Raw genomic sequence first — 21,308 nt, 5'->3', positions numbered from 1 at the left:
AAGTGAGCAGTCCTTCTGCCGGGGTCGGCAATACCGGCCCCGGCGGCGGACGATGGTCGGCTATCTCGTTAACTTGTTTCATGGCAGGCCTGGGAAGTCACTATGTCGATCGCTGATGAGTACACAACACAGAGCAGCGTACCGACGGACATTTCCGATCGAGAGTTTCAAGCCTTCCGGGATCTGATCTACGAACTGACCGGAATCAATCTGAGCTCCGCCAAGAAAGCGCTGGTCTGCTCGCGACTCGCCAAACGACTGCGCGAACTGAAGATCCCGACGTTCGCGGAATACTATGCCTTTCTGTTGAGCGAAGGGACCGGCAGCGCAGAGTGCCAGTCGATGATCAACTGCATCACCACCAACAAAACCAACTTCTTCCGCGAGTCGCATCATTTCGATTATCTGAACAACCATGTCCTGCCGCAGGCGGAGCAGCGGTCTCTGGCAGGACAACCGCGGCGGCTGAGGATCTGGAGCGCCGGTTGTTCGACCGGAGAAGAACCCTACACGATTTCCATGTCGCTCCTGCAGCATTTCGGCGCCAAAGCGAGTTCCTGGGATCTGAGGATCCTGGCGTCCGATATCGATACCGAGGTCCTGGCGAAGGCCAAAGCCGGCGAGTACGCCTCCAGCCAACTGGTCGACATTCCCCTGGAGCTCCGTCGAAAGTACTTCGAGTCCAGCAGCGACGGCTCTCATGACCGTTTCCAGGCCCGGCCTGAACTTGGGCGGTTGATTGCCTTCCGCCAGATCAACCTTATCGCGGACGCGTGGCCCATTCACGCAAAGTTCGACCTGATCTTCTGCCGCAATGTTCTGATCTACTTCGACCGCGAGACGCAGATCCGTATCGTCAGCAAGATGGCCGATCTGCTGCCTCCCGACGGCGTACTGTTTCTCGGTCACTCCGAGAACGTCGATTGGGCAGCAAACCTGCTGACCTCGCTCGGCCACACAATGTTCTCCCGGAAGGCAGCGGGACTGTCCGCTCCCGTGACAACGCCTCACACTCCCGCCGCTCGACTGCAGTCGCCGCGAACGAATCCATCGCCAATACGTTCCGCCTTACGTTCCGGGCAGGCGCTTCAGTCGCGGCGAACGTCCGCACCGTTGAGAGCCGCCGGCCTCGGGCTGCAGCGAATTATCATCGGAGAGATTGCTGCCTCTGCAAAACCGGTGGAACTGGGGACGCTCCTGGGATCCTGCGTCGCCGTCTGTCTGTTCGATCCCGAAGCCGGCGTCGGCGGCATGAATCATTACATGCTGCCACGCGACGCGAACCAGTCAGAGAACTCCGCACGCTACGGTGAGAAAGCCATCGAGAAACTGGTGACCGAGGTTCTGAAGGCGGGGGGACGACGCGACCGCCTGCACGCCAAGATCTTTGGCGGCGGGCATGTGATTCCGACGGCGAAGAACGTGGATATCGGGGATATGAATGTCGAATTCGCCCGTGCATGCCTCCACGGGCTGGGGATTCCCATCGTCTCGGAACGCGTGGGCGGCGAATCGCCGCTGGACGTCCGGTTCCTTCCACATACAGGCCAGGCGTTCGTCCGCACGCTGCAGAATGTCCCCTCTGCGGCGATCGTCGAAGAGGAAATTCAGTTCCTGTGCAAAGCGGGCGCTGCTGGATTCGCTCAATAAGGCCGATCGTCGGGCTACGTTCACGAGGCACCCATGTCGCGCATCAAAGTCCTGATCGTCGATGATTCTGCACTCGTCCGGCAGATCCTGCAGGAAGTCCTGCGGCGCGATCCCGAGATCGAAATTGTCGGAACCGCGTCCGATCCATACAGCGCATGGGAAAAGATCAAAGTTCTTTCCCCGGACGTCCTGACGCTCGACGTCGAAATGCCGCGGATGGACGGCCTGATGTTTCTTCAGAAGCTGATGATCGCACGGCCGACCCCGGTCGTGATGATTTCGTCGCTGACCGAGAATGGCTGCGAAACGACGCTCCGGGCGCTGGAGCTGGGGGCCATCGACTTTATTACGAAGCCCAAGGTGGATGTCGGCGCCGGAACGGTAGAACTGGCCGACGAAATCGTCGCGAAGGTAAAAACCGCCGCACGGGCGCGAGTCCGCACCCGTGCGACGGCGGCCAGACCGACGACCGCGAACTCGCAGGTCTCTCAAGCCCCCAGAGAGTCGCTGATCAAGAGCACGCAGAAAGTCATCGCCATCGGTGCTTCAACGGGAGGCACCGAGGCGATTTATGAAGTCTTGAAGGATCTGCCCGCAGACGCTCCGGGAACAGTCATTGTATTGCATATGCCGACCGGCTTTACCCGCAGCTTTGCCAAGCGGCTCGACGGCTCATGCCGGATTCGCGTCAGCGAAGCCAGTGACGGCGATCGTATTCTGGACGGTCACGCGCTGCTGGCGCCCGGCGGCCAGCATATGACGGTCTTCCGTAGCGGGGCCAGCTACTCGGTCAAAGTCGCCCCGGGGCCGCCGGTGTCCCGGCACTGCCCTTCCGTTGACGTTCTGTTTCAATCGTGCGCCCGAGTCCTGGGGGCGAATGCGTGCGGCGCCATACTGACCGGCATGGGCGCCGACGGGGCCAAAGGTTTGCTCGAAATGCGTCAGGCCGGAGCCCGAACGATTGCGCAGGACGAACTGACTTGCGTCGTCTTCGGGATGCCGCGCGAAGCGATTGCGCTGAATTCCGCCGAATTCATACTGCCTCTTCAGTCGATTCCCATGCGCCTTCTCCAATGCACCCGCTGAATCGGTGGTAGGTTTCTAATGCAGAAACGCAACTGCGTAACATAAGTATCGCGACTTTGTAAGTCTTTTTCAGGTGATCTCTCGAGTACCAACATGACCGACACATACATCTCCGAGAAGGCCAGCTTCACGATTGCTGTCGTCAATCCGCTGATCACTGCGGTTGTCGAAACCTTCAACAGCATGGCCGGTTACCGGGTAGTGAGGAAGGACCTCCAGCAGGTCCGGGAGCACCATCCGTATCATCAGGTCACGGCGCTGATTCAATTGTCCGGCCGGGCGCGCGGTTCGATCTGCCTGAGCGTTTCGCAGCGGACCGCGATCGCGCTCGTCTACAAAATGACAGAGATCCATGAAACCGAGGTGACCAGCCTGGTCTGCGATACCGTTGCGGAGTTCGCCAACGTGATCGGCGGTATGGCCAAGGATCGCCTGACGGAACTCGGCCTCCAGCTTGGACTCCCCAACGTCGTGCACGGGTCGAAGCTGGAAATCTGGTATCCCGAAGACTCGACGCCAATGTGCGTCAACTTTTCGTCTGAAATCGGCCCGCTGATGGTCACATTCGGATTCAGCAAGAGCTGAACGTCATCCGCGGCAAAGTCAACTCCGCCCCAATTCAGAAAGCGAGACCGTCCCATGAAGCGCGTCCTGGCCGTTGATGATTCCACCATGATCCGGGTTGTCGTGAAGAAGACTCTGTCCACGATGGGAGTGCAGGATGTTGTTGAAGCCGAGGATGGCCTCAAGGCCCTGGAACTCTTCCGGACGCAGCAGTTCGATCTGGTGTTCAGCGATTGGAACATGCCGAATATGACAGGACTGGAACTGGTGCGGGAGATCCGCAAACTCAATCGCGAGGTTCCGATTATCATGATCACGACCGAGGGGTCACGAGAGAAGGTCGTCTCGGCGATTCAAGAAGGCGTGAATGACTACCTCGTAAAGCCCTTCACGCCCGTTTCTCTGCGTTCGAAGCTGGAAAAATGGGTGACGGAGTAGTGCGAACGCTCCGCGATGTCCGTGACCGGCCTGCTCCGGGCGCAGGCCGCCTCCGTCGCACCGGATCTCTGGCAGTACGATCGCGCGGATGGCGCCCCGTTCCGCCGTAAGTTCATGTTGCGGGCCGCCGGCAACGGCGGAGTGACCGGCCCGGAGGCCGAGGCGTCGTCAGTGCGGCGCATCCGGGCATTCGGTGGGCGCCTGCTTGCGCCGGGATGCGAGCGATTGAGGCGGCTGCCTTGTCAGGTTCCGCGTCATCGGAGCGATTTCCCGTGTACAGGAGCCCGAAGATGGCGCGAGCTGAGACCCAGGAGCCCAATCCGAAAGACAGGGAGTCTGCGCGTGCCATTGATTCGTATCGTCGCAAGGCCTGCCTGCAACGGCTCGGTCGGTTTGCCCGTCTCAGCGTGATCGCTGCTGCGGTCCTCGGGTTTCCCATCACCGCGACGCTGACCTACGTGATCAATGAGCGGGAGTGGGAAGAGGCCGCCGAGGAAGATCTGACGCTGCTGCGCGTCGCATCCGCAAAACTGACCTCCACCATCCAGGCCGATTTTTACGCGACCTGGGAACGCAGCCCCGCCGGCAGAGCCGACGCAACCGGGCGAGAACTGTTGTCGCACGACCTTGCCAATCACCTGGCCGGTCTCGGGGGGGGCGCGGAACAGGTCAATGGTCCACGCGATTCCGTCTGATCTGTCCACTCTGGTCAAGCTCTACTGGCGGATCAGGCCGGCCAGATCGTTGAAGCGGATCTCGCTTCGCTGGAAGTTCGCCAGCTTGACGCTGGCATCCCGGAACAGTCGCCAGTGCATCATGGCGTCGAGGGCGTCCTCCCGCGAGAAGCGAGACTGCTCGTACATCAGCACTGCCCGGAACTTGCCAGCGGCCGCGTCCTTGAGCAGCCGCTGGAACTCGGGACGATTCAGCGACTCGGTTCCCGTCAGGCCGTGATCCTCGTACCAGCAGAGAATGAGATAGCCGCCCTTGGCGGCCATCCGTTCGATCTCGCCCCACTGCCGCGCGGGCGAATCCTCCTGCTTTTCGGTCGACATCCAGATATAGCGGACCGCTGGAATCCTCAAGTCTCTCATCAGCCAGGCTCCTGGAAAACTACGCCACCACGCCCCCGGCTGCACGAGCCGGATCGGCCAGACGAGTGTTCAGTGACCGATCCTACCGACTGGCCCGGGACCAGCAACTCGACAGGCGAGGGTTTCCGCAGTTACCGGCAGCACCGGGAGAGAATTGAGATCGGCAGCGGGGGAAATGCCGATTCTACGGGGGAGAGATCTGCCCCAGGCGCGATTCCAGACGTGTCGCCTGCGCCATCAAGAGGCCGGGGAACTCGCGCGAAAGAAAGTGTCTCGCATGGCATGACTGTTCCCGTAGGCGTCGACGCTCGGATCGCCAGGAAGGCCCCGCGCCCCCTCGGAACGCAACGACATGTCAACTGGCGGTAGGCCGGGACGGACGATGTCGTGATGTGACAATGCGACGCCCGGTCTCATTGCCAGATCAGCCGGCCGGGGCAGTCCGCGCGCCCTACGTGTGCCCCAGAAGCTGCGTGAGGTCCTCGTCGAGGCAAACCGCCTGGTGCTCCTCCTTCGGCAAATCGAGCTTGAGCAGTATCGCGAAGAAGTCGGCAGCGCTGCAGCCACCAGGCAGTCCTGGCTCGCTGGAGTCGTTCTCGGGCTTTTGCTGGTTGATGAATTGCCGCAGGAAATTTCAGCGTCGCGCGGAGCCTGATCATCGAGCATCCCGCCATGCTGATGGCCGGCGGAGTTGCTGAGCATGTACGAAGTCGGAATTCATTGCTCGCAATTGTCGGGCTCCGACGCACGTGGCGCTTCAATTCGGGCGGATGATACTGACACCCCAACAGACGACGGCAGCGGTACCCGACGAAGTCACTGAAAGTAATTCTGCCAATTGTGCTTCAATCTCGGCTCGCGTTCGAATTGCTCATTGTGTTCCCGGCCCCGCGCTCTACACTCTTCCATGTCGAGGGACGTGTTTGCACGGCTCGACAACTTCGGAAGACTGAATGCAGCGCAACCCGGCCCGTGCCGCGGGAGCGAGGCGAGGTAAACCGACGTGACGAAACGCCTGCGGGTGTTTCATCGCGTCGGTTTTTTTTTGGCTGGGCGCTGGCTGCCGCATGGCAGAGGCGCTGGAATTCCCGTGGATTGTCCGCGGGGATTCGTCGAGACCTTGGCGGAAGGAGTCGATTACGATGAGGCGTATCATGACAAGTTGGTCGAGTTTGAAGTCCGGCATCTGGAACTCTCGGCATCACCGCACAATCCGCGGAGTGTTGAGCGTGATGGCAGTCGGCGGCGTCGTGGCTCTGGCTCCGGCTTATGCGAAGGATCCGGTCGAGCCGGAAGGCAAGCCTGCCGGGAAAGCTCAGCCGGTTCGCGCTGAATCGCAGTCTCGGGTCCAGAACGAAGCTCCGGCTCTTCCGGAATGCCTGACAAAGCTTGAACTCTCTGCCCAGCAGAGTCAGCAGATCACGGCAATCATCCAGGACTACGATCAATCGCTGGGCACCGTGTGGAACCAGTTCGGTCAACGGTACATGCAGGCGATCGTGATGGAGACCTCGCTGCTGGCAGCCATCGAGGACAACTTGAGCGATGACCAGCGCAAACAGGTGCGCGATCAGCGGCACAAGACTGCTCAGCATGAACGGGCGATGGCGGCGACAAACGCCAAACCCAATCAGGCGAAAGCGGATCCGGACGAGGCGACCACCAAGCCCGCCAACGCAGCCGAGGAGAGCCTGGAAGTCGTCAGCGTGTCGCTGACTGACGAGCAGGAGGCTGCTGCGGACAGGATTCAGGAGAAATATCGGACGCAACTGCGGTCCTTGAATCGTGACATTCAGGGATTGCACACCCGACTGGTGTCGCTGGAAGCCGACAAACTGGTGGAGATTGAGAAGGTTCTTACCAAGGACCAGCTCAAGCAACTGCGAGCCAGTCGCCAGAACGCGCCGGACGCACCGAAGATCGTCGCCGAGAAGGCTGAGGCGACGAAGTCGGAGTAATGCGTTTCGTTTGTGCGGCACGGGGCTGCCCACCAGGCGCCCCGTGCCGACACGGGCGGGTTTTGTTGATCCGAGTTAGAATCCATTCAAAAGGCTCATGTCATGAAGCGACGCATGCTGTTTTTCATTATGGCCCTGGGAATATCGAGCTTATCGATCCCGGATAGTTCTACTCAGGCCCAGACGCTGGTCATCGGGCGGGGCGGTGTCCGTTACAACGGATACGGCCAGGGCTACTACGGCGGCAACAACGGCTACTACGCAGGGAATAACGGCTACTCCGGCTACGGGAACGGCCCGTATGCGTACGGTCCACGATACGCGCGGAGGGTGCCGACGAGCTACCGCAGAAACTACTACGGAAATGCGCCCGTCTACAACGGCTATCAATACGCCGCTCCTTCGGGCTACTACGCTCCGTCTTACGGTCCATTCGGATCTGGGCCGATCATTTCTTTCGGCTGGTAGTTGCGCGACGCCAGTAGCGGCCGCACCGTTCCGAAACTTTCGCCGTCCGTCGCACCGGACGCGATTGCCGTTGACTGCCTGTGGGGCCAGCAGCGGCAGTCGGTACTGTGCTGCTCGTGAACGTCGGAGTCCGGGCGGTTTCGGCGATTCTTTATCAGCCGGCAAATGGCGACTCAAGCGACCGCGTGACTTACGACCGGCGCTTTATCACCGGCCACGATTTTGAGGCGAGCTGCGGTTCACGGCCGACGGGAACTAAGGACCTTTCCCCGTCAGGACTTCCAACAGGAAGTCGTCGTTCCAGGCACACAGCCGCAGCATTCGCCGATGTCGAGGCTCACGTCGGGATGCAAGCAGTAGACCTGATGTTCCTGGTTAGCCGCATGCATCCGAGCGAGGAAGGGGTACGGCCGGCGAATCCTTGCAGGCTGTGGCGTTTGTCTTCGCCGGCAACGAACGAACCCCGGCCTGGAACTGCGGGGGATGATTGGGGATCGGGTCGCAGGAGCCCAGGCCAGGGGGGGGAGGTCCGCTCGACACCAGGAGCTCCGGCTTGGGTTACAATGTTCCAAGGCTTCATCTGTGGCACTCGCTCTCCGCCGACTGCGGCTCTCGGGATCGACTTGCTCGGCAGTTGCCAGCTTTCTCCGGCCCTTGGAACTCAGACTGATCAGCAGGCGAAACACTGCAGTTACAATGAGAACCCTCGTCGGTCGCCCCGGATCGCCCAGGCTCCAACGTGCCCCAGAAGCGTATTCCCTTCCGGCCTCACGGCAGCGGAACTGCGCCATCGAGCAAGGATCGTTGAAAAAGCTGACTTCGTCAGGAATATTCTCGTCGTCGTCGGATCTCTCTTGATGGCGGCACTTGCCGCCATCAAGAGAGATCTGTTCCTTGTTTGGAGAACCAACTGTGAAGCATTCATTCCATTGGGCTGCTGTTTGCGTCGTCGGCATTGCTGCCATCGGCTGCCAGCCGCAAGCGGCGATCGAGAAGAAGTCTGAGTCGACCGTTACCACGCCGGGCGGCGAGACTAAGACGACCGTCGAACAAAAAGTCGAGACGACCCCGGACAGCGCGACGAAGACGACTACGGAAAAGGTCGAATCGACCGGTGACAATCCCCCTCCGGCCTCAAAGCCGTAGTCAGGGATGCGTCAACTCCGATCGGTCCGCAAAGGCCGCCTATGGGCGGCCTTTGGCTTTTGACAGTCAGCCCAATGCGCTCATCAGTCCTCAATGTTCGTGGCAATCGCCGTTTCGTGCGCATCCGCAGTTCCGCAGGCGGCTTGGATCGCCAGTTCAATGAGCGAGATTGGGAGAAATGTCAGGTCGCGCTGAAAATCATGCGAACACTCGCGCCACTGGCGGGTACAATGCGAAGTCTGGGAACCGATTTCCGGCGAGTCCGTGGGCACTCTTCGGCGGACAGGTCGCTCGCTACCAAGCAAAGCCTTCTTTATCGGAGACGCAACATGTCTATCGCCAAGATTTCAGAAATCAGTGCGACGTCGACGAAAAGTTTCGAGGACGCGATCCAACAAGGGATTGCGCGTGCGACCAGGACGCTGCGGAATGTCAAAAGCGCTTGGATCAAGGAGCAGCATATCCGCATTGAGAACGGGCTTCCGTCCGAGTACCAGGTCAACATGATGGTGACGTTCGTACTCGACGAATAGACTGGATCACCTGAGCGCGGTGAATCGCTCTGGGATGACGAGCACGCCATTGGATGGAAGCGCATCCGCAGCGTGCTGATAGTTCGGGCTCCGGCCGCGGACCAGGCGCTCGCCGTATTCGCCCCGCCCTCGCAGGTTGCAGCAGAGGCCGCGGCCTCTGCGATGCGGTTGCCACCAGAACTGGAAAGGGCCAGTTGCGCGGAAGTCACAAGACGTCACGGCAGCCCATCAACGCTCGCCTGGATCATCGGAACTGCATGGGAATGGTTTCGCTCGACCGCATGCAGTCGTGGCGCGAGCGGTCTCCGCCGGCCCCGCGTTGTTGAGACGCTCGGCGAGCACGAACAGCACGATTTCGTCTCCGGATACGGTGTTGATGTCATACTGCAGGCTCACGACTTTGTTTCCCGTGATCCTTTCGACCAGAGATTCCAGTGCGGGTCTCGCGGCCTTGATACGCCGCGTCCTGATCTCCTTGAGCAGGTTGCATTCAGTGTCTGGCGGCGTGGATTTCGCGAGGTACTGTTCGACCGCAGTCAGGACGTCGTGCATTCGGCACAGCAGGCAGTCATCGATCAGGCGGATGTCGATTCGCTTGGGACCGCGGCCCATATAGTTCTGTTCGAACTGCGTGAGTGCAATTCCAATCGCGGCCTCAATGTCGTATTGGGACTTCATCGTAAACTCCCAGTCAAGTGACTGGCCTCACCGTTCGGACGTCACCCGCTCATGCCGAGCGACCTGACTCGCGGTGTCAATCGTCAGCGGCTCGGCGGAATCCAGCGCCGTCGCAACGGTCCGGAGCAGCGTCGCCGTCCGGAACGGTCGTTGGACATACTGGATGCCGTTGTTGTCGTTCCCGCCGTGTCGACTGCTGGTCATCATTACTACAGGGATGGGACGAAGCATTTCGTCGCGGAGCCAGGCGGCAACTCCAGCGCCGCCCCCCCAGGGGAGGTCCTCGTCGATGAGGATTGCATCGGGACCGTATGTCTGAATCTTTGCCAGGCAGTCGAGTCCGTCTGTCGCCACCTCGATCTCGAAGCCGCGTTCGATAAAGAGCATCCGCAGGTGTTCGGCGACGAGTCTCCAACGGTCGGCGATCAGCAGACGTTGTGTCATGAAGTGCTTTTCTGACGGAAGGGAATGGGGACGACATCGTGGAGCCAGGGCGATTGTTGTCGGGCGGCGAACAGGGCGACTGCGCAACCCGATGCCCGACCCGGCAGGAGGCTGGGGATTGCGTCCTGCCGGGTCGCCAATTGATCATCTCCCGACCCTGACGTTGGGAACCGTCCACCTCGTATTTGGCTTCAACACCCGTCGCCGATATCGTTCGCCAATGGTCCATTCACGTTGAACCTCAGCGCATGCTTCGCGAATCTCGTCGAGGCTGGGTTCCCAGAGATGCACCGGTCCGAATCTCCACGGCAAACGATCATTCCCGTCGGATTCGTTGTCTTGCCGCATCACGGCAATTGGAAGCAAGTCTTCTGACGATCTCTGCGGCACGTCTGGAGGCAGTCCGACTTCTGGCTTGACTGCAAACATCATGTCCCCCTTTGGATTGGCCGACTCCGGCCGCTGAAAACGAAAAAAGCCGGCAGGGCCGGGCACCCCGTGGTGCTCAGCCAAGCCGGCTCACTCTTCGACAGACCTCCCGGAACGGCCGGGCTGTCCTTCGTTTAGTTTTCCGATTCGAAGTCAGGAGGTCACCAACGCAGTGAGCCGCCCGACAGACATCCTTATACGCCTCGGCCCGACACGCGGCAAGAGATCGTGACGTACAGCTCGTGATCTTCGGTGGAACGCCCCCGATACCGCGCAACCGCCTCAGTGGTCGACCGTTCTCCCGCTGAAACCCGGCAGGGGGTAGCGTCGGCCGTTCGCAGTCTATTCGCGAAGAATCGCAGCCTATGATCGTGGTGCTCGATTCGATGTGCTCTGCTCAGACAGTAGGGGTCACCATGAGTTGTACTGTCGGTGAGATCCGCGCGGACTCCAAGCTTCTGATCGAGAGGATTCGCGATGGGCAGACCAGCCCGACTGAAGCCTGCCAGATACTTACTGCCTCTATCGACGATATTTGCGGGCAGTTTGAAAGCCTCGCGGAAGAAGTCGCTCGGCTGAACGATCGAATGAGCCGCCCCGAACCGAGACCGGGATTCGGCCACCGGTAACTGTTTGAAGGCAGTCGCAAGGCAATGGCAGCTCTCGGTGCGCACCTCGCCGACAACCGTCGGACGCAGGGGGAGTTTCCGCTGGTGCCGCATCGCAGTGGCGGCCCTGGTTTCGCTTGGCGGAGACTAAAAACTGGTGTCGGTCGCTACCGCTTGCCGTCGGACACATGGTACGATGGGCTTTGTCGAGGCGGCGTTCCGTTGCGGAATTGCTGCTCGACCCAAGACGTATCGGATTTGCCGGAAGACTAGGTAAAGAGCAAGCTGGCGGCGCCAGCGGGCTCGTTAAACAGTAAGCCGACGTGACGGAGTGCTCAAATGGGCTCCGCCACGTCGGCTTTTTTTATGCGCGTGGAGAACTGCCGCTCGATCGTGTTCCTGATGAAGGAATTCAGAGGGGCTCGGCTCGCGGCGACTGCAGAGAAGTCTTATGCCTCAATCACTTCCAGTCGTCTACCTGAAGCCGGGAAGATTTGCGGCGAGCGGCTACATAGAGAGATTTCGCCGCCGATTCATGCCCAACAGCGCTGGTTCTCACGGTTGGAGCGTGAAGCTGGCGACTGTGGGCGGTACGTCCGCCGAGGTTTACGGCGTTGATGATTACGTCCGCACCGATCTGCGGAACTGCTTTCTGGTGAAGAAGAAAACGCAATGCTGGCTCCGGTCATCGCGCAAAGCTCTCTTGTCGTGATTCAGACGCCATCGCCGCTTGTTCCTCCATGCTCGCCAAGGGAGATCTGAAATGCTCGGCACGATTCTACTCGTCGTTTTAATTCTACTGCTGCTGGGAGCCCTCCCTGCGTGGCCTCACAGCCGAAGCTGGGGTTTTGCCCCGAGCGGCGGAATCGGCTTGATCGTGCTGATTCTGATCATACTTCTGCTTCTGGGCCGCATCTGATCGACAGGGATGCGACGCGACGATCCGTCGTATCGAAAGATACACGTATCAGATTTGAAGGAGTCAAGACCCCGGACTGCGTTCAGTTCCGAGGTGGCTGAAAACACTTCAGCGGCAATGCCCAGGAGGATCGGGGCCAGCTTCCGGGCGACAATGTGACAACCATCGCCGGGAGGCGAAATCGGCTCGCTGGCATTCTTCAACAGCGGGCCGATTATGCGGAGGACCAGGTTGAACGGGCCCTTGACGAATTCCTGAATGGATGGAGACCGCATGCATCCTCCGTTGGAACATCGCTTCCCCCGCAAGTCGCAACGTCGAATCGTGAGTTCGCCATTCGACTGACGCGGGTCTCGGAACGAAAGACGCGGCCACCTTCCGGCAGAACTGCGAGCTCATGTGATGCTGCGGGAAACGCCAAGTGCCCGTCGCAGACACGTCAACCGTTGCGAAGTGATCGCGGTTTAGAACCGGTTTCTTGTAGAAGCCGGTGAGACGGACCGCAGAATGTTCTCGAAAAGGTTTGAAAATGAAACGCGTGATTGCCCCCGCTCTGATTGCGAGTCTGGTTTCGATTGGCGCGGTCGGTTGTACTGAGACGACCAAGTCGTCGACCAAGCAGGAGACCGAGATCAAGACGCCTGGAGGAACGACGACCATCACCACGGAAAAGGAAATCAAGGAGACCGGCGACAAACCGCCGGCTTCCACACCCTGAAGTACGGCGAAGGGCGGACTGAAGCAGATTGCGCCACGTGGAGCGCCGGCACGAAACATTCATTGCGAGGAGTTCAGCGATGTCAAATCCAGCCATGACGCCAAGCGTCACGGAGAAAGAGTGGACACAGGCGGCCGGCAAGGCCCGGGATGCAGCAGCCAGTGCGGGCGAGGTGGCCAGTCACGCGGCCTCCGCCGTCGGCGCGATGGCAAGTCAGGCGGTCGGCGATGTCGGCAGACGTGCTGACAATCTGACGGCCAGGGCGGGCGTCGGCATCCAGGAACTGGGTGACGAACTCGGCAGAAATACGCCCCACACGGGTCTGTTGGGCAGCGCGTCCCAGGCCGTGGCCAGAACCGTCAGAGAAAGAGGCGAGTATGTCGAGAGCGCCAAGCTGAGCGGCATGACCGATGATGTGGCCCACGTAATTCGTCGGAACCCGATTCCCGCCGTATTGATCGCGCTCGGCGTGGGCTGGTTCGTGGGGCGCAGCTTGAGGAAATGAGCAATGTCCAGCGACATTGAGGATCCGCCCGAGCCGACGGCCGCGTCGCTGGTGAGTGGCATCCTCGGTGATCTGCAGCACCTCGTGGAACAGCAGTTCCGGTTGACGAGGCAGGAAATCGAGGACGAACTCCGCCAGCGCGCGGCAGCCGCGGCGATCTTCGCCGTCAGCATCGGAATTTGCCTGGTCGATGCCATCGTCCTCTGCCTCAGTCTGGCTCATCGATTGCATTGGGCGACGTCGCCGCCGGCTACCGACCCAGCATGGCTTCCATTGTGAGCGTGCTACGCCGTGCTGGCGGCGATGCTTACCTTCGTCGGCGGGATTCTGGCGCAGCTTGGCCGGACCCGCTTTCACTCCATCACCCCGAGCCCGAATCCGGCCAGCGAGATGCTGCAGGAGCATGCCCCGTGGAAGATACCGCCGAAATGATCCGGCAACAGATGGATGAAACGAAGCTGCAGCTCTCGGACAAGCTGGAGTCTCTGGAGCATCAGGTCTCCGACACCGTGCAATCCACCGGCACTGCCGTAAATGCCACGGTGGCGGCGGTTCAGGAAACAGTCGAGACCGTTACAGGAGCGGTTCAGGACGCGGTCCAGTCGGTCAGCAACGCATTGGACGTTCGGCGTCAGTTCGACCGCCATCCGTGGCTGTTTCTCGGCGGCGCGGCTGTCGCAGGGTATCTGGCCTACGAGTTTCTGGCGCGGCCTGCGAAGAAGCCCGTCCCACTGACACCAGAGGCTTTGCCGCGACCGGCACTGCCAGCCGACAACGTGGCCGACGATAACCGGCCGCCCGCCGTCGAGTCCGCTGCGACCTCCTCCGCCATTGCAGCCGCCTACAAGTCGGGTCTGGAGCAATCGTCCTGGCGCGAATTGAGAAGCGTGGCCATTGGCGCGCTGATCGGGATCGCGCAAGACGCGGCTGCACATGCCGTCCCCCAAGTGCTGGACTACCTCGCCGCCAGGCAAACAGGCCAACCGCCTCGCGGCGCTGAAGGGCTCGGCGACCGGCGGAGTACTCTCCCGACGAAAGAGCCCGCGGACATGGCACAACGATATCCGAGTCCGCCGGCGGAGAACCTCCGGCCATTCAGGCAGCCACGGCCAAAATAGACGGGAGTCACTTCCAGGGCGGCGGGATAGCGAGAAATGGCTCCCGGCGGCCAATGGCGGTGGCGGACGACAGCACTTTGACGGGAGAGTCGAGGACTCCTTGTTGACCAAAGCGACTTTCAGACAGGGGTTCTCTGAACGGCCACTTTTCTGAGGAGGTTTCGTAATGCATGGGTTTGTCAAGAACATCGAAGATCTGGCCATCGCGAATGACGACTTCCGGCGCGTGCTCTATACCGCAGAGCACTGCCAGCTCGTGGTTATGTCGCTGCGGCCGAACGAAGACATCGGCGCCGAAGTTCACCAGCTCGACCAGTTCTTTCGCGTGGAAGAAGGGACCGGCGAAGCGGTGCTCGACGGCGTTCGGACCGCGATCCGAGCTGGCTTTGCGATCGTCGTCCCGGCCGGGACGAACCACAACATCGTCAACACCGGCGCCGGAGCGATGAAGCTCTATACGCTGTATGCACCGCCGAACCATCGGGATGGGGTCGTCCATCGCACGCGCGAAGACGCGGTCGCAGACAGCGAGCAGTTCGACGGGAAGACAACCGAATAGAACGACTTCTTGCCGACGGCGGCATTGAGGGGGAGGCCATGTACTATATTGTTGAAACGCGGAAGTCCGTTGCGCAGGCATCCGCAGACCTGGAGTCGGCGGTTCAGCGCCATGGTTTCGGAATCCTGCATGTCCACGATCTCGGCGGTTCGCTGCGCAGCAAGGGGATCGCATTTGGCGAGGAATGCAGAATCTTTGAGATCTGCAATCCCGGGCAAGCTGCAGGGGTACTCGGAGTCGACATGCGTCTGAACATGGCGTTGCCGTGTCGCATCTCTGTATTTACAGAGAAGGGCAAAACGAAGGTTGGCATGATTCGTCCGGTGCAGATGCTTGCGGCGCTGTCGCAGGAGGCAGCGTTGCGTTTCTTTGCCGAAGAGGTCGAGGAGCAGGCCGTTCAGATGATCGACGAGGCCGTATGACGGCCGCGAAGGCGTTTGCCCGACTCGTTAGACGGTTCAAGCGGAGTCCGGCGTCGCAGCGGGCATGAGGATCCCGCGCGTTGAACGCGCGTAACGGCACAAGCATGAGCACTCATTTAGAAAGCCTGCGATGACCATCGCGAACCAGCCCCTTCCTTACGCGGCCGACACGGAAACGATTCCTGCGGATGAGGCGGCGGATATTCAGCGCGTCATTGAAGCGATCGAAACGATCCTGACCCGCAGCGCAGCGAAAAGCGGGCAGTTGCGCGCGGACGTGCATGTCAAGAGTCATGGCTACGCCCGGGGAGAACTCCGAATCCTGCCGAATCTGCCGAGCGAACTTGCGCAGGGCCTGTTCAAGCATGACGGAGTGTTTCCGGTCATCGCGCGCTTCTCGAATTCGGCAAGCCGGGTGCAAACCGATGCGATTCCGGACGGTCGCGGGATGGCGTTCAAAGTTCTGGGGGGTGATGGCGACTGGGAGCCGACCGACGAGCCAGGCGCCCGGTCGCAGGATTTTGTGATGATCAATCACCCGGTGTTTTTCGCACGGAATGTGAAGGATTATCTGCGATTGGAGCAAGTACTCGTCCAGGCCGATGACGACGCGCTCGCAACGCTTCAGGGGGCGCTGACTGGAGGCGATTGGAACCCGCTGCATTGGCACTGGCGGGAGATGCTGGCTCTTGCTCGAATCGCCGGGCAGATCCCGGCGCATCCGGCAAGCAATACCTACTACAGCATGGCCCCGATCCGGTTCGGAAGGTTTGTGGCCAAGTACAGAGCGAAACCTGCCGGGGATCGCCTCGATTCGTACCTGGATCTCATCACACGCCTGGGGTCGCAGGCGGATGCCATGCGATTGGCGCTTGAAGAGACGTTACGTACGCAGGAGGTGCTGTTCGAACTTCAGGTCCAACTGCGCACCTCCGAGCGAACGATGCCGATCGAAGATGCCACCGTCGAATGGCCGGAGTGCGACTCCCCGTATCGAACCGTCGCTCATCTGTTGCTCCCGCGACAGGAGATCGCAGAACTGCGGCAGGCGGCTGCATACACGTCGCTCTCATTCAGCGTCTGGCATGCGCTGGTGGCGCATCGGCCGCTGGGGGGAATCAACCGCGTTCGCCGCCGCGCCTACTCGCTCTCCGCCGCATGGCGTCGTCGGCAGCCGGAGAAGATCATTCCGGTTCTGTAGGGGGCCTGATTCGCGAGAAGGCCGCTCGACCGCCGCAGCAGCGGCGAGTTGGCGGGCGTCGCGACGATGCCGGCGCGACGCATCGGGAGTGCGAACGGGCGATAACAGCGAAATGGCGGCGTCTCTGCGGCCTGAATCGTGACGCGGGATGGAATGATGGAAAGCGTGTCCCCTGTCGACGCTTTGACGGGACTTTCTGATGCCGAAGTCGCCTTGCGCCGGCGGCAACATGGCTACAACGAGCTCCCCTCATCGGAGGGCCGTAGCGTTCTGGCGACCGCGTGGGATGTCGTCCGCGAGCCGATGTTTCTGCTGCTGCTGGCCTGCGGCACGATCTACCTGATTCTGGGCGACGTTCAAGAAGCCGCGATGCTTCTCGGATTCGTCTTCGTGGTGCTCGGTATCACGCTTTACCAGGAACGCAAAACGGAGCGGGCGCTGGAAGCGCTGCGCGACCTCTCCAGCCCCCGAGCCCTGGTTATTCGCGGCGGAAAGAGAATTCGCATTGCCGGCCGGGAGGTCGTACCCGATGACCTCCTGATCCTGGCCGAGGGCGACCGGGTCCCGGCCGATGCCGTGGTGCTTTCGTGCAACAGCCTTTCAACCGACGAGTCTCTGCTCACTGGCGAATCCGTTCCGGTTCGAAAGGTCGCCTGGGACGGGGAACGCGAGATGACACGGCCGGGAGGCGAAGACCTGCCCTTCGTTTTCTCGGGAACGTTGATTGTTCAGGGCCAGGGAATCGCTCAGGTGCGAACGACTGGCATCCACACTGAAATGGGCAGCATCGGCAAGGCACTGCAGACGCTGCCGACGGAAAAAACCCGGCTTCAGCAGGAAGTCGGGGTTCTCGTGAGGCGGGTGGCGATTCTGGGATTGGGCTTGTGCCTCATCGTGGTCGTGCTTTACGGCGTTACTCGCGGTAACTGGCTGCAAGGATTCCTGGCCGGGATCACACTGGCGATGGCAATGTTGCCCGAAGAGTTCCCCGTCGTCCTGACGATCTTCCTCGCCTTGGGAGCCTGGCGGCTGTCGAAGATGAACGTGCTGGCTCGTCGAGTGCCGGTGATCGAAACTCTCGGCTCGGCGACAGTCCTCTGCGTCGACAAGACCGGCACGCTCACCGAGAATCGCATGTCGATCCGCAAGCTGGCTGTCGAAGGGACGGTGCTTGATATCGAGCAACGGCCCGCTCGCAAATTGCCCGAGGAGTTCCACGAGATCGTCGAGTTCGGCATCCTGGCAAGCCAGCGCGACCCGTTCGATCCGATGGAAAGGGCCTTTCACGATCTCGGGAATGCCAGTCTTGCCCAGACCGAACACCTCCACGCGGATTGGACGCTGGAACGCGGATATGCCTTATCTCCCAGCCTGCTGGCGATGTCGCACGCTTGGAAGTCGCCAACTGGCCGAGATTTCGTCCTGGCGACGAAAGGTGCGCCGGAAGCCGTCGCTGACCTGTGCCATCTGAACACCGAACGCACCCAGGCCATCGATGAACAAGTTAAGGCGATGGCCCTGGAGGGGCTTCGAGTGCTGGGGGTCGCCAGGGGCGTGTTCGGGCCGCTGGCTCTGCCGGGCCAGCAGCACGACTTCAATTTCGAGTTCCTCGGGCTCGTGGGACTGGCCGACCCGGTACGTCCGACCGTCCCCGCTGCCGTCCAGGAATGTTACACGGCGGGGATCCGTGTCGTCATGATTACCGGCGATCATCCGACGACGGCTGGTTGCATTGCACGCCAGGCGGGAATCCGGCCCGTGGATGAGATTATCACCGGCCCCGAACTGGACCAGTTGGACGAAGCAGCACTGCAGCGGCGCATCGGGACCGTCAATGTGTTTGCCCGCATGGTCCCGGAGCAGAAGCTGCGGCTGGTCAATGCGCTCAAGGCGAATGGCGAGGTCGTCGCGATGACGGGCGACGGAGTGAACGACGCTCCTGCGCTCAAGGCGGCGCACATCGGCATTGCGATGGGGGGACGCGGTACGGACGTGGCCCGCGAAGCGGCTTCGCTGGTCCTGCTGGATGATGATTTCGCCTCGATCGTGCAGTCGGTGCGTATGGGCCGGCGGATTTTCGACCACTTGCAAAAGGCGATGACCTACATCGTGGCCGTGCATGTGCCGATTGCCGGAATGTCCCTCGTCCCGGTGCTGCTGGGCGGACCGCTGGCCCTTCTGCCCGTGCATATCCTGTTTCTCGAACTGATCATCGATCCGGCCTGTTCCATCGTCTTTGAAGCCGAACCGGAAGAATCTGACGTGATGTCCCGACCGCCCCGCGACTCGACGGCGCCCTTGTTCGGCGGACGCATTCTGGGACTCGGCCTGCTGCAGGGTGCGAGCGCCTTGCTGATCGTGCTGGCGGTCTATCTTTCGGCATTGAACGGGTGGCTCAACGCCTCCGACGCGATTGCATTGAGCTTCACGACGCTCGTCATCGCCAACCTGGGACTGATCTTCGCCAACCGTTCCTGGACGAGGACCATCTGGTCCACCCTGCGGACCCCCAATGCGGCCCTCTGGTGGATCATCGGTGGCACACTTGCGTTCCTCGGCCTGGCGCTCTACGTGCCGTTCTTAGGCGACCTGTTTCACTTTTCAACGCTTCATGTCGATGACCTGGCGTTCTGCCTGGCGGCAGGCACGGCCAGCGTACTCTGGTTCGAGACTCTGAAATTCTTCAAGCAAACGTGGTGGGCATGAACGGAATTCGTTCCGTTGTCCCTCGAAGCTGCGCCGTCACTCCCGATGAGCTGGAAATACCTGCGACCGAGGCTTACTCTACGCCGCACGCAGAGGTTGACCGCATATATCTGCTGGCTCCACGCCGAGATCCGTAGAGTCCATATGCATCGAGCACCGGTCGATCCGACGGACGCCTTGCGGCAAGAAGCGAAGACGGTCACCGGAAGAGCGGACCTGCCGGAGTCCGCAATGTCCAACAGCACCTGTTGCCAGCGATGAAAGTTCCTTCGTGTTCAAGCTGAAGCGGCTTGTGCTGCCGAGATTCGTCGTCCTCGCCAGACCCTACTGGTTCTCCGACGACAAATGGATCGCCCGCGGTCTGCTGGCGCTGCTGATCGTCCTGCTGCTGGGGAGCACCGCCTTCAGCGTGCTGTTGAATGAGCAGTCGGGGGAACTCACTTCGGGACTCGCTGCCCAGGACCCCGCCCGTTACTGGAAGTCGATTTACACGACCTTGCTGATCATCGCGGGGGCCGCCCCGGTCTACGTGTTTTACTACTACGTCCGCGATAGACTCGTCAACTACTGGCGGCGATGGCTGACACACAACTTTCTGGATACGTACTTCCGGAACAAGGCTTTCTATAAACTGGCCTTTAACGCGGAAATCGACAATCCAGATCAGCGGATCGCCGAAGACATCAACACCTTCACGCTCAGGGCGGTGTTCTACTTTCTGCTCGCCGTTGAAACGATCCTGCAGCTCGTCGCCTTCTGCGGCGTCTTGTGGTCGATCTCCCGGACGCTGGTGCTGTTTCTCGTCGCGTATGCGACCGTCGGCACGCTGGTCGCAACATTCGTCTTCGGACGGACGCTGGTCACGCTCAATCTGTTTCAACTCCGACGCGAAGCGGATTTTCGCTTCAGTCTGGTGCGCGTGCGTGAGAATGCCGAATCGATCGCGTTCTACCGCGGCGAACAGCCGGAAGCGCAGAACATCAAGCGACACTTCCATGACGCCTTCGCAAACTACAATCAGATTATCACGTGGCAGTGGCGGCTGAATCTGTTCCAGTACGTCTACAGTTCGATCACGCTCATCATGCCGGCGCTGATTCTCGCGCCGCAGGTCCTCGCCGGCACCCTGGAAGTCGGCCGGGTGGTTCAGGCTGCGGGCGCTTTCGCGGCCATTTTTGCGGCGCTGACGGTGATCGTAAACAACTTCGATACCCTGAGCCGGTTTGCGGCCGGAATCAGCCGGCTCGACAAGTTCGCACGGTCGCTCGAATCGTCGGCGCAGGTGGAGCTGCGGGGCCGTGATGTCATCAGAACCTTGGAAGAGAATCGCCTGGCGATCGACCGGCTGACTCTGCTGACTCCCGATTACCGGCGGACACTGATTCGAGACTTGTCGCTCGACGTGAAGGCCGGCGAGGGGCTGCTGATCGTCGGCGCCAGCGGCGGCGGCAAGAGCTCGCTGCTGCGGGCGGTCGCCGGGTTGTGGAACGCCGGCACAGGCGTCATCGTGCGGCCGGCACTCGAGCACGTGTTCTTTCTGCCGCAGCGACCTTACATGGTGATCGGCACACTGCGCGCCCAACTGCTCTATCCGGGTCACCGGGAAGACGTACCCGACGAAGAGCTTCGCGGCATTCTGAAACACGTCAATCTCGCCGATCTGCCGGAGCGCTTTGGCGGATTCGAGGTCGAAGCGGATTGGGGGAAGATCTTGTCACTGGGGGAACAGCAGCGAGTGGCCTTCGCACGGGTGCTGCTGTCGAAGCCAAGTTACGTGATTCTGGATGAGGCCACCAGCGCGCTGGACGCCCTGAATGAAGAGCGATTGTACCAGCATATTGTGGACACCGGGGCGACGCTGATCAGCGTCAGCCATCGGCTCAACCTTCTGAAATACCACCGGCACGTCCTGGAACTCGGCGGCGACGGAACCTGGCGGGTTGTCGCGGCTGCCGACTCAGAAGTCGGGAATGCGGGGAACTCGTAGGTCCGTCCCCTCACCGCTGACGGCCTAAATCACCGGCCACGAATGTGAGGCGCGCGGCAGAGCGGAGGGATTGCAGT

At 60.8% G+C, this 21,308-nt stretch carries 24 protein-coding genes; 21 read left to right on the top strand and 3 right to left on the bottom strand.

Translation table 11 applies throughout. The annotated features are described in order from the left end of the window. Positions 1–102: 102 nt before the first annotated feature. From SH412_RS14230 to SH412_RS14210, 5 genes are all read left to right on the top strand, one after another. Positions 103–1,650 (top strand): CheR family methyltransferase, encoded by a 1,548-nt coding sequence (locus SH412_RS14230; protein WP_336518672.1) that lies wholly within the window; start codon positions 103–105, stop codon positions 1,648–1,650. Positions 1,651–1,683: 33 nt separating this feature from the next. Beyond that, complete coding sequence (locus SH412_RS14225) at positions 1,684–2,736, top strand: protein-glutamate methylesterase/protein-glutamine glutaminase (protein ID WP_336518671.1); 1,053 nt, start codon at positions 1,684–1,686, stop codon at positions 2,734–2,736. A 93-nt stretch (positions 2,737–2,829) separates the two neighbouring features. Further along, positions 2,830–3,321: a chemotaxis protein CheX gene (locus SH412_RS14220; protein WP_336518670.1), complete on the top strand. Its 492-nt coding sequence runs from the start codon at positions 2,830–2,832 to the stop codon at positions 3,319–3,321. 54 nt (positions 3,322–3,375) lie between these two features. Next, on the top strand, positions 3,376–3,738 hold the full coding sequence (locus tag SH412_RS14215; protein WP_336518669.1) for a response regulator: 363 nt from the start codon (positions 3,376–3,378) through the stop codon (positions 3,736–3,738). Between the two features lie 290 nt (positions 3,739–4,028). Next, positions 4,029–4,433, top strand: coding sequence for a hypothetical protein (locus SH412_RS14210; RefSeq protein WP_336518668.1), 405 nt, complete (start codon positions 4,029–4,031; stop codon positions 4,431–4,433). A 21-nt stretch (positions 4,434–4,454) separates the two neighbouring features. Here the strand turns inward: SH412_RS14210 and SH412_RS14205 are convergent, their stop codons facing one another. Continuing rightward, positions 4,455–4,832, bottom strand: coding sequence for a recombinase family protein (locus SH412_RS14205; RefSeq protein WP_336518667.1), 378 nt, complete (start codon positions 4,830–4,832; stop codon positions 4,455–4,457). Positions 4,833–5,289: 457 nt separating this feature from the next. On the opposite strand from SH412_RS14205, the gene SH412_RS14200 reads away from it, so the two are divergent. From SH412_RS14200 to SH412_RS14180, 5 genes are all read left to right on the top strand, one after another. After that, entirely contained in the window at positions 5,290–5,487 is a 198-nt protein-coding gene (locus SH412_RS14200; RefSeq protein ID WP_336518666.1) for a hypothetical protein, read from the top strand. Positions 5,488–5,974: 487 nt separating this feature from the next. Next, positions 5,975–6,790, top strand: a complete 816-nt coding sequence (locus SH412_RS14195; RefSeq protein WP_336518665.1) for a hypothetical protein — start codon at positions 5,975–5,977, stop codon at positions 6,788–6,790. A 114-nt stretch (positions 6,791–6,904) separates the two neighbouring features. Next, on the top strand, positions 6,905–7,258 hold the full coding sequence (locus tag SH412_RS14190) for a hypothetical protein (protein WP_336518664.1): 354 nt from the start codon (positions 6,905–6,907) through the stop codon (positions 7,256–7,258). Positions 7,259–8,170: 912 nt separating this feature from the next. Further along, positions 8,171–8,404, top strand: a complete 234-nt coding sequence (locus SH412_RS14185; protein WP_336518663.1) for a hypothetical protein — start codon at positions 8,171–8,173, stop codon at positions 8,402–8,404. A 329-nt stretch (positions 8,405–8,733) separates the two neighbouring features. Continuing rightward, entirely contained in the window at positions 8,734–8,937 is a 204-nt protein-coding gene (locus tag SH412_RS14180) for a dodecin family protein (protein WP_336518662.1), read from the top strand. 228 nt (positions 8,938–9,165) lie between these two features. On the opposite strand, the gene SH412_RS14175 is transcribed toward SH412_RS14180, so the two are convergent. Both SH412_RS14175 and SH412_RS14170 read right to left on the bottom strand, forming a co-directional pair. After that, positions 9,166–9,615 carry a Na-translocating system protein MpsC family protein gene (locus SH412_RS14175; RefSeq protein WP_336518661.1) on the bottom strand — a complete coding sequence of 150 codons (450 nt, stop codon included), beginning with the start codon at positions 9,613–9,615 and terminating at the stop codon, positions 9,166–9,168. 27 nt (positions 9,616–9,642) lie between these two features. Then, complete coding sequence (locus SH412_RS14170) at positions 9,643–10,059, bottom strand: response regulator (protein ID WP_336518660.1); 417 nt, start codon at positions 10,057–10,059, stop codon at positions 9,643–9,645. 794 nt (positions 10,060–10,853) lie between these two features. Here SH412_RS14170 and SH412_RS14165 point away from each other — a divergent pair. The 11 genes from SH412_RS14165 to SH412_RS14115 all read left to right on the top strand — a co-directional run bounded on the left by SH412_RS14165 (position 10,854) and on the right by SH412_RS14115 (position 21,231). Beyond that, positions 10,854–11,117, top strand: coding sequence for a hypothetical protein (locus SH412_RS14165; protein ID WP_336518659.1), 264 nt, complete (start codon positions 10,854–10,856; stop codon positions 11,115–11,117). A gap of 742 nt (positions 11,118–11,859) precedes the next feature. Further along, positions 11,860–12,015 (top strand): DUF3309 family protein, encoded by a 156-nt coding sequence (locus SH412_RS14160; protein WP_336518658.1) that lies wholly within the window; start codon positions 11,860–11,862, stop codon positions 12,013–12,015. Between the two features lie 529 nt (positions 12,016–12,544). Further along, positions 12,545–12,733 (top strand): hypothetical protein, encoded by a 189-nt coding sequence (locus SH412_RS14155; protein ID WP_336518657.1) that lies wholly within the window; start codon positions 12,545–12,547, stop codon positions 12,731–12,733. Between the two features lie 79 nt (positions 12,734–12,812). Further along, positions 12,813–13,238: a hypothetical protein gene (locus SH412_RS14150; protein WP_336518656.1), complete on the top strand. Its 426-nt coding sequence runs from the start codon at positions 12,813–12,815 to the stop codon at positions 13,236–13,238. A gap of 3 nt (positions 13,239–13,241) precedes the next feature. After that, positions 13,242–13,517 (top strand): phage holin family protein, encoded by a 276-nt coding sequence (locus SH412_RS14145; RefSeq protein ID WP_336518655.1) that lies wholly within the window; start codon positions 13,242–13,244, stop codon positions 13,515–13,517. 131 nt (positions 13,518–13,648) lie between these two features. After that, positions 13,649–14,356: a hypothetical protein gene (locus SH412_RS14140; RefSeq protein WP_336518654.1), complete on the top strand. Its 708-nt coding sequence runs from the start codon at positions 13,649–13,651 to the stop codon at positions 14,354–14,356. A gap of 166 nt (positions 14,357–14,522) precedes the next feature. Then, on the top strand, positions 14,523–14,915 hold the full coding sequence (locus SH412_RS14135) for a cupin domain-containing protein (RefSeq protein WP_336518653.1): 393 nt from the start codon (positions 14,523–14,525) through the stop codon (positions 14,913–14,915). A 38-nt stretch (positions 14,916–14,953) separates the two neighbouring features. Continuing rightward, positions 14,954–15,337, top strand: coding sequence for a DUF302 domain-containing protein (locus SH412_RS14130; RefSeq protein ID WP_336518652.1), 384 nt, complete (start codon positions 14,954–14,956; stop codon positions 15,335–15,337). 130 nt (positions 15,338–15,467) lie between these two features. Next, positions 15,468–16,538 (top strand): catalase family protein, encoded by a 1,071-nt coding sequence (locus SH412_RS14125; RefSeq protein WP_336518651.1) that lies wholly within the window; start codon positions 15,468–15,470, stop codon positions 16,536–16,538. A 156-nt stretch (positions 16,539–16,694) separates the two neighbouring features. After that, positions 16,695–19,244: a cation-translocating P-type ATPase gene (locus SH412_RS14120; RefSeq protein WP_419555738.1), complete on the top strand. Its 2,550-nt coding sequence runs from the start codon at positions 16,695–16,697 to the stop codon at positions 19,242–19,244. Positions 19,245–19,515: 271 nt separating this feature from the next. Then, positions 19,516–21,231 carry an ABC transporter ATP-binding protein/permease gene (locus SH412_RS14115; protein ID WP_336518649.1) on the top strand — a complete coding sequence of 572 codons (1,716 nt, stop codon included), beginning with the start codon at positions 19,516–19,518 and terminating at the stop codon, positions 21,229–21,231. Positions 21,232–21,308: the final 77 nt, after the last annotated feature.

The sequence above is a fragment of the Planctellipticum variicoloris genome, from assembly GCF_030622045.1.
In the GTDB taxonomy this organism is placed as follows: Bacteria; Planctomycetota; Planctomycetia; order Planctomycetales; family Planctomycetaceae; genus Planctellipticum; species Planctellipticum variicoloris.
The sequence above is the reverse complement of the archived record's forward strand: the minus strand, read 5'-3'. Positions and strand labels throughout refer to the sequence as shown.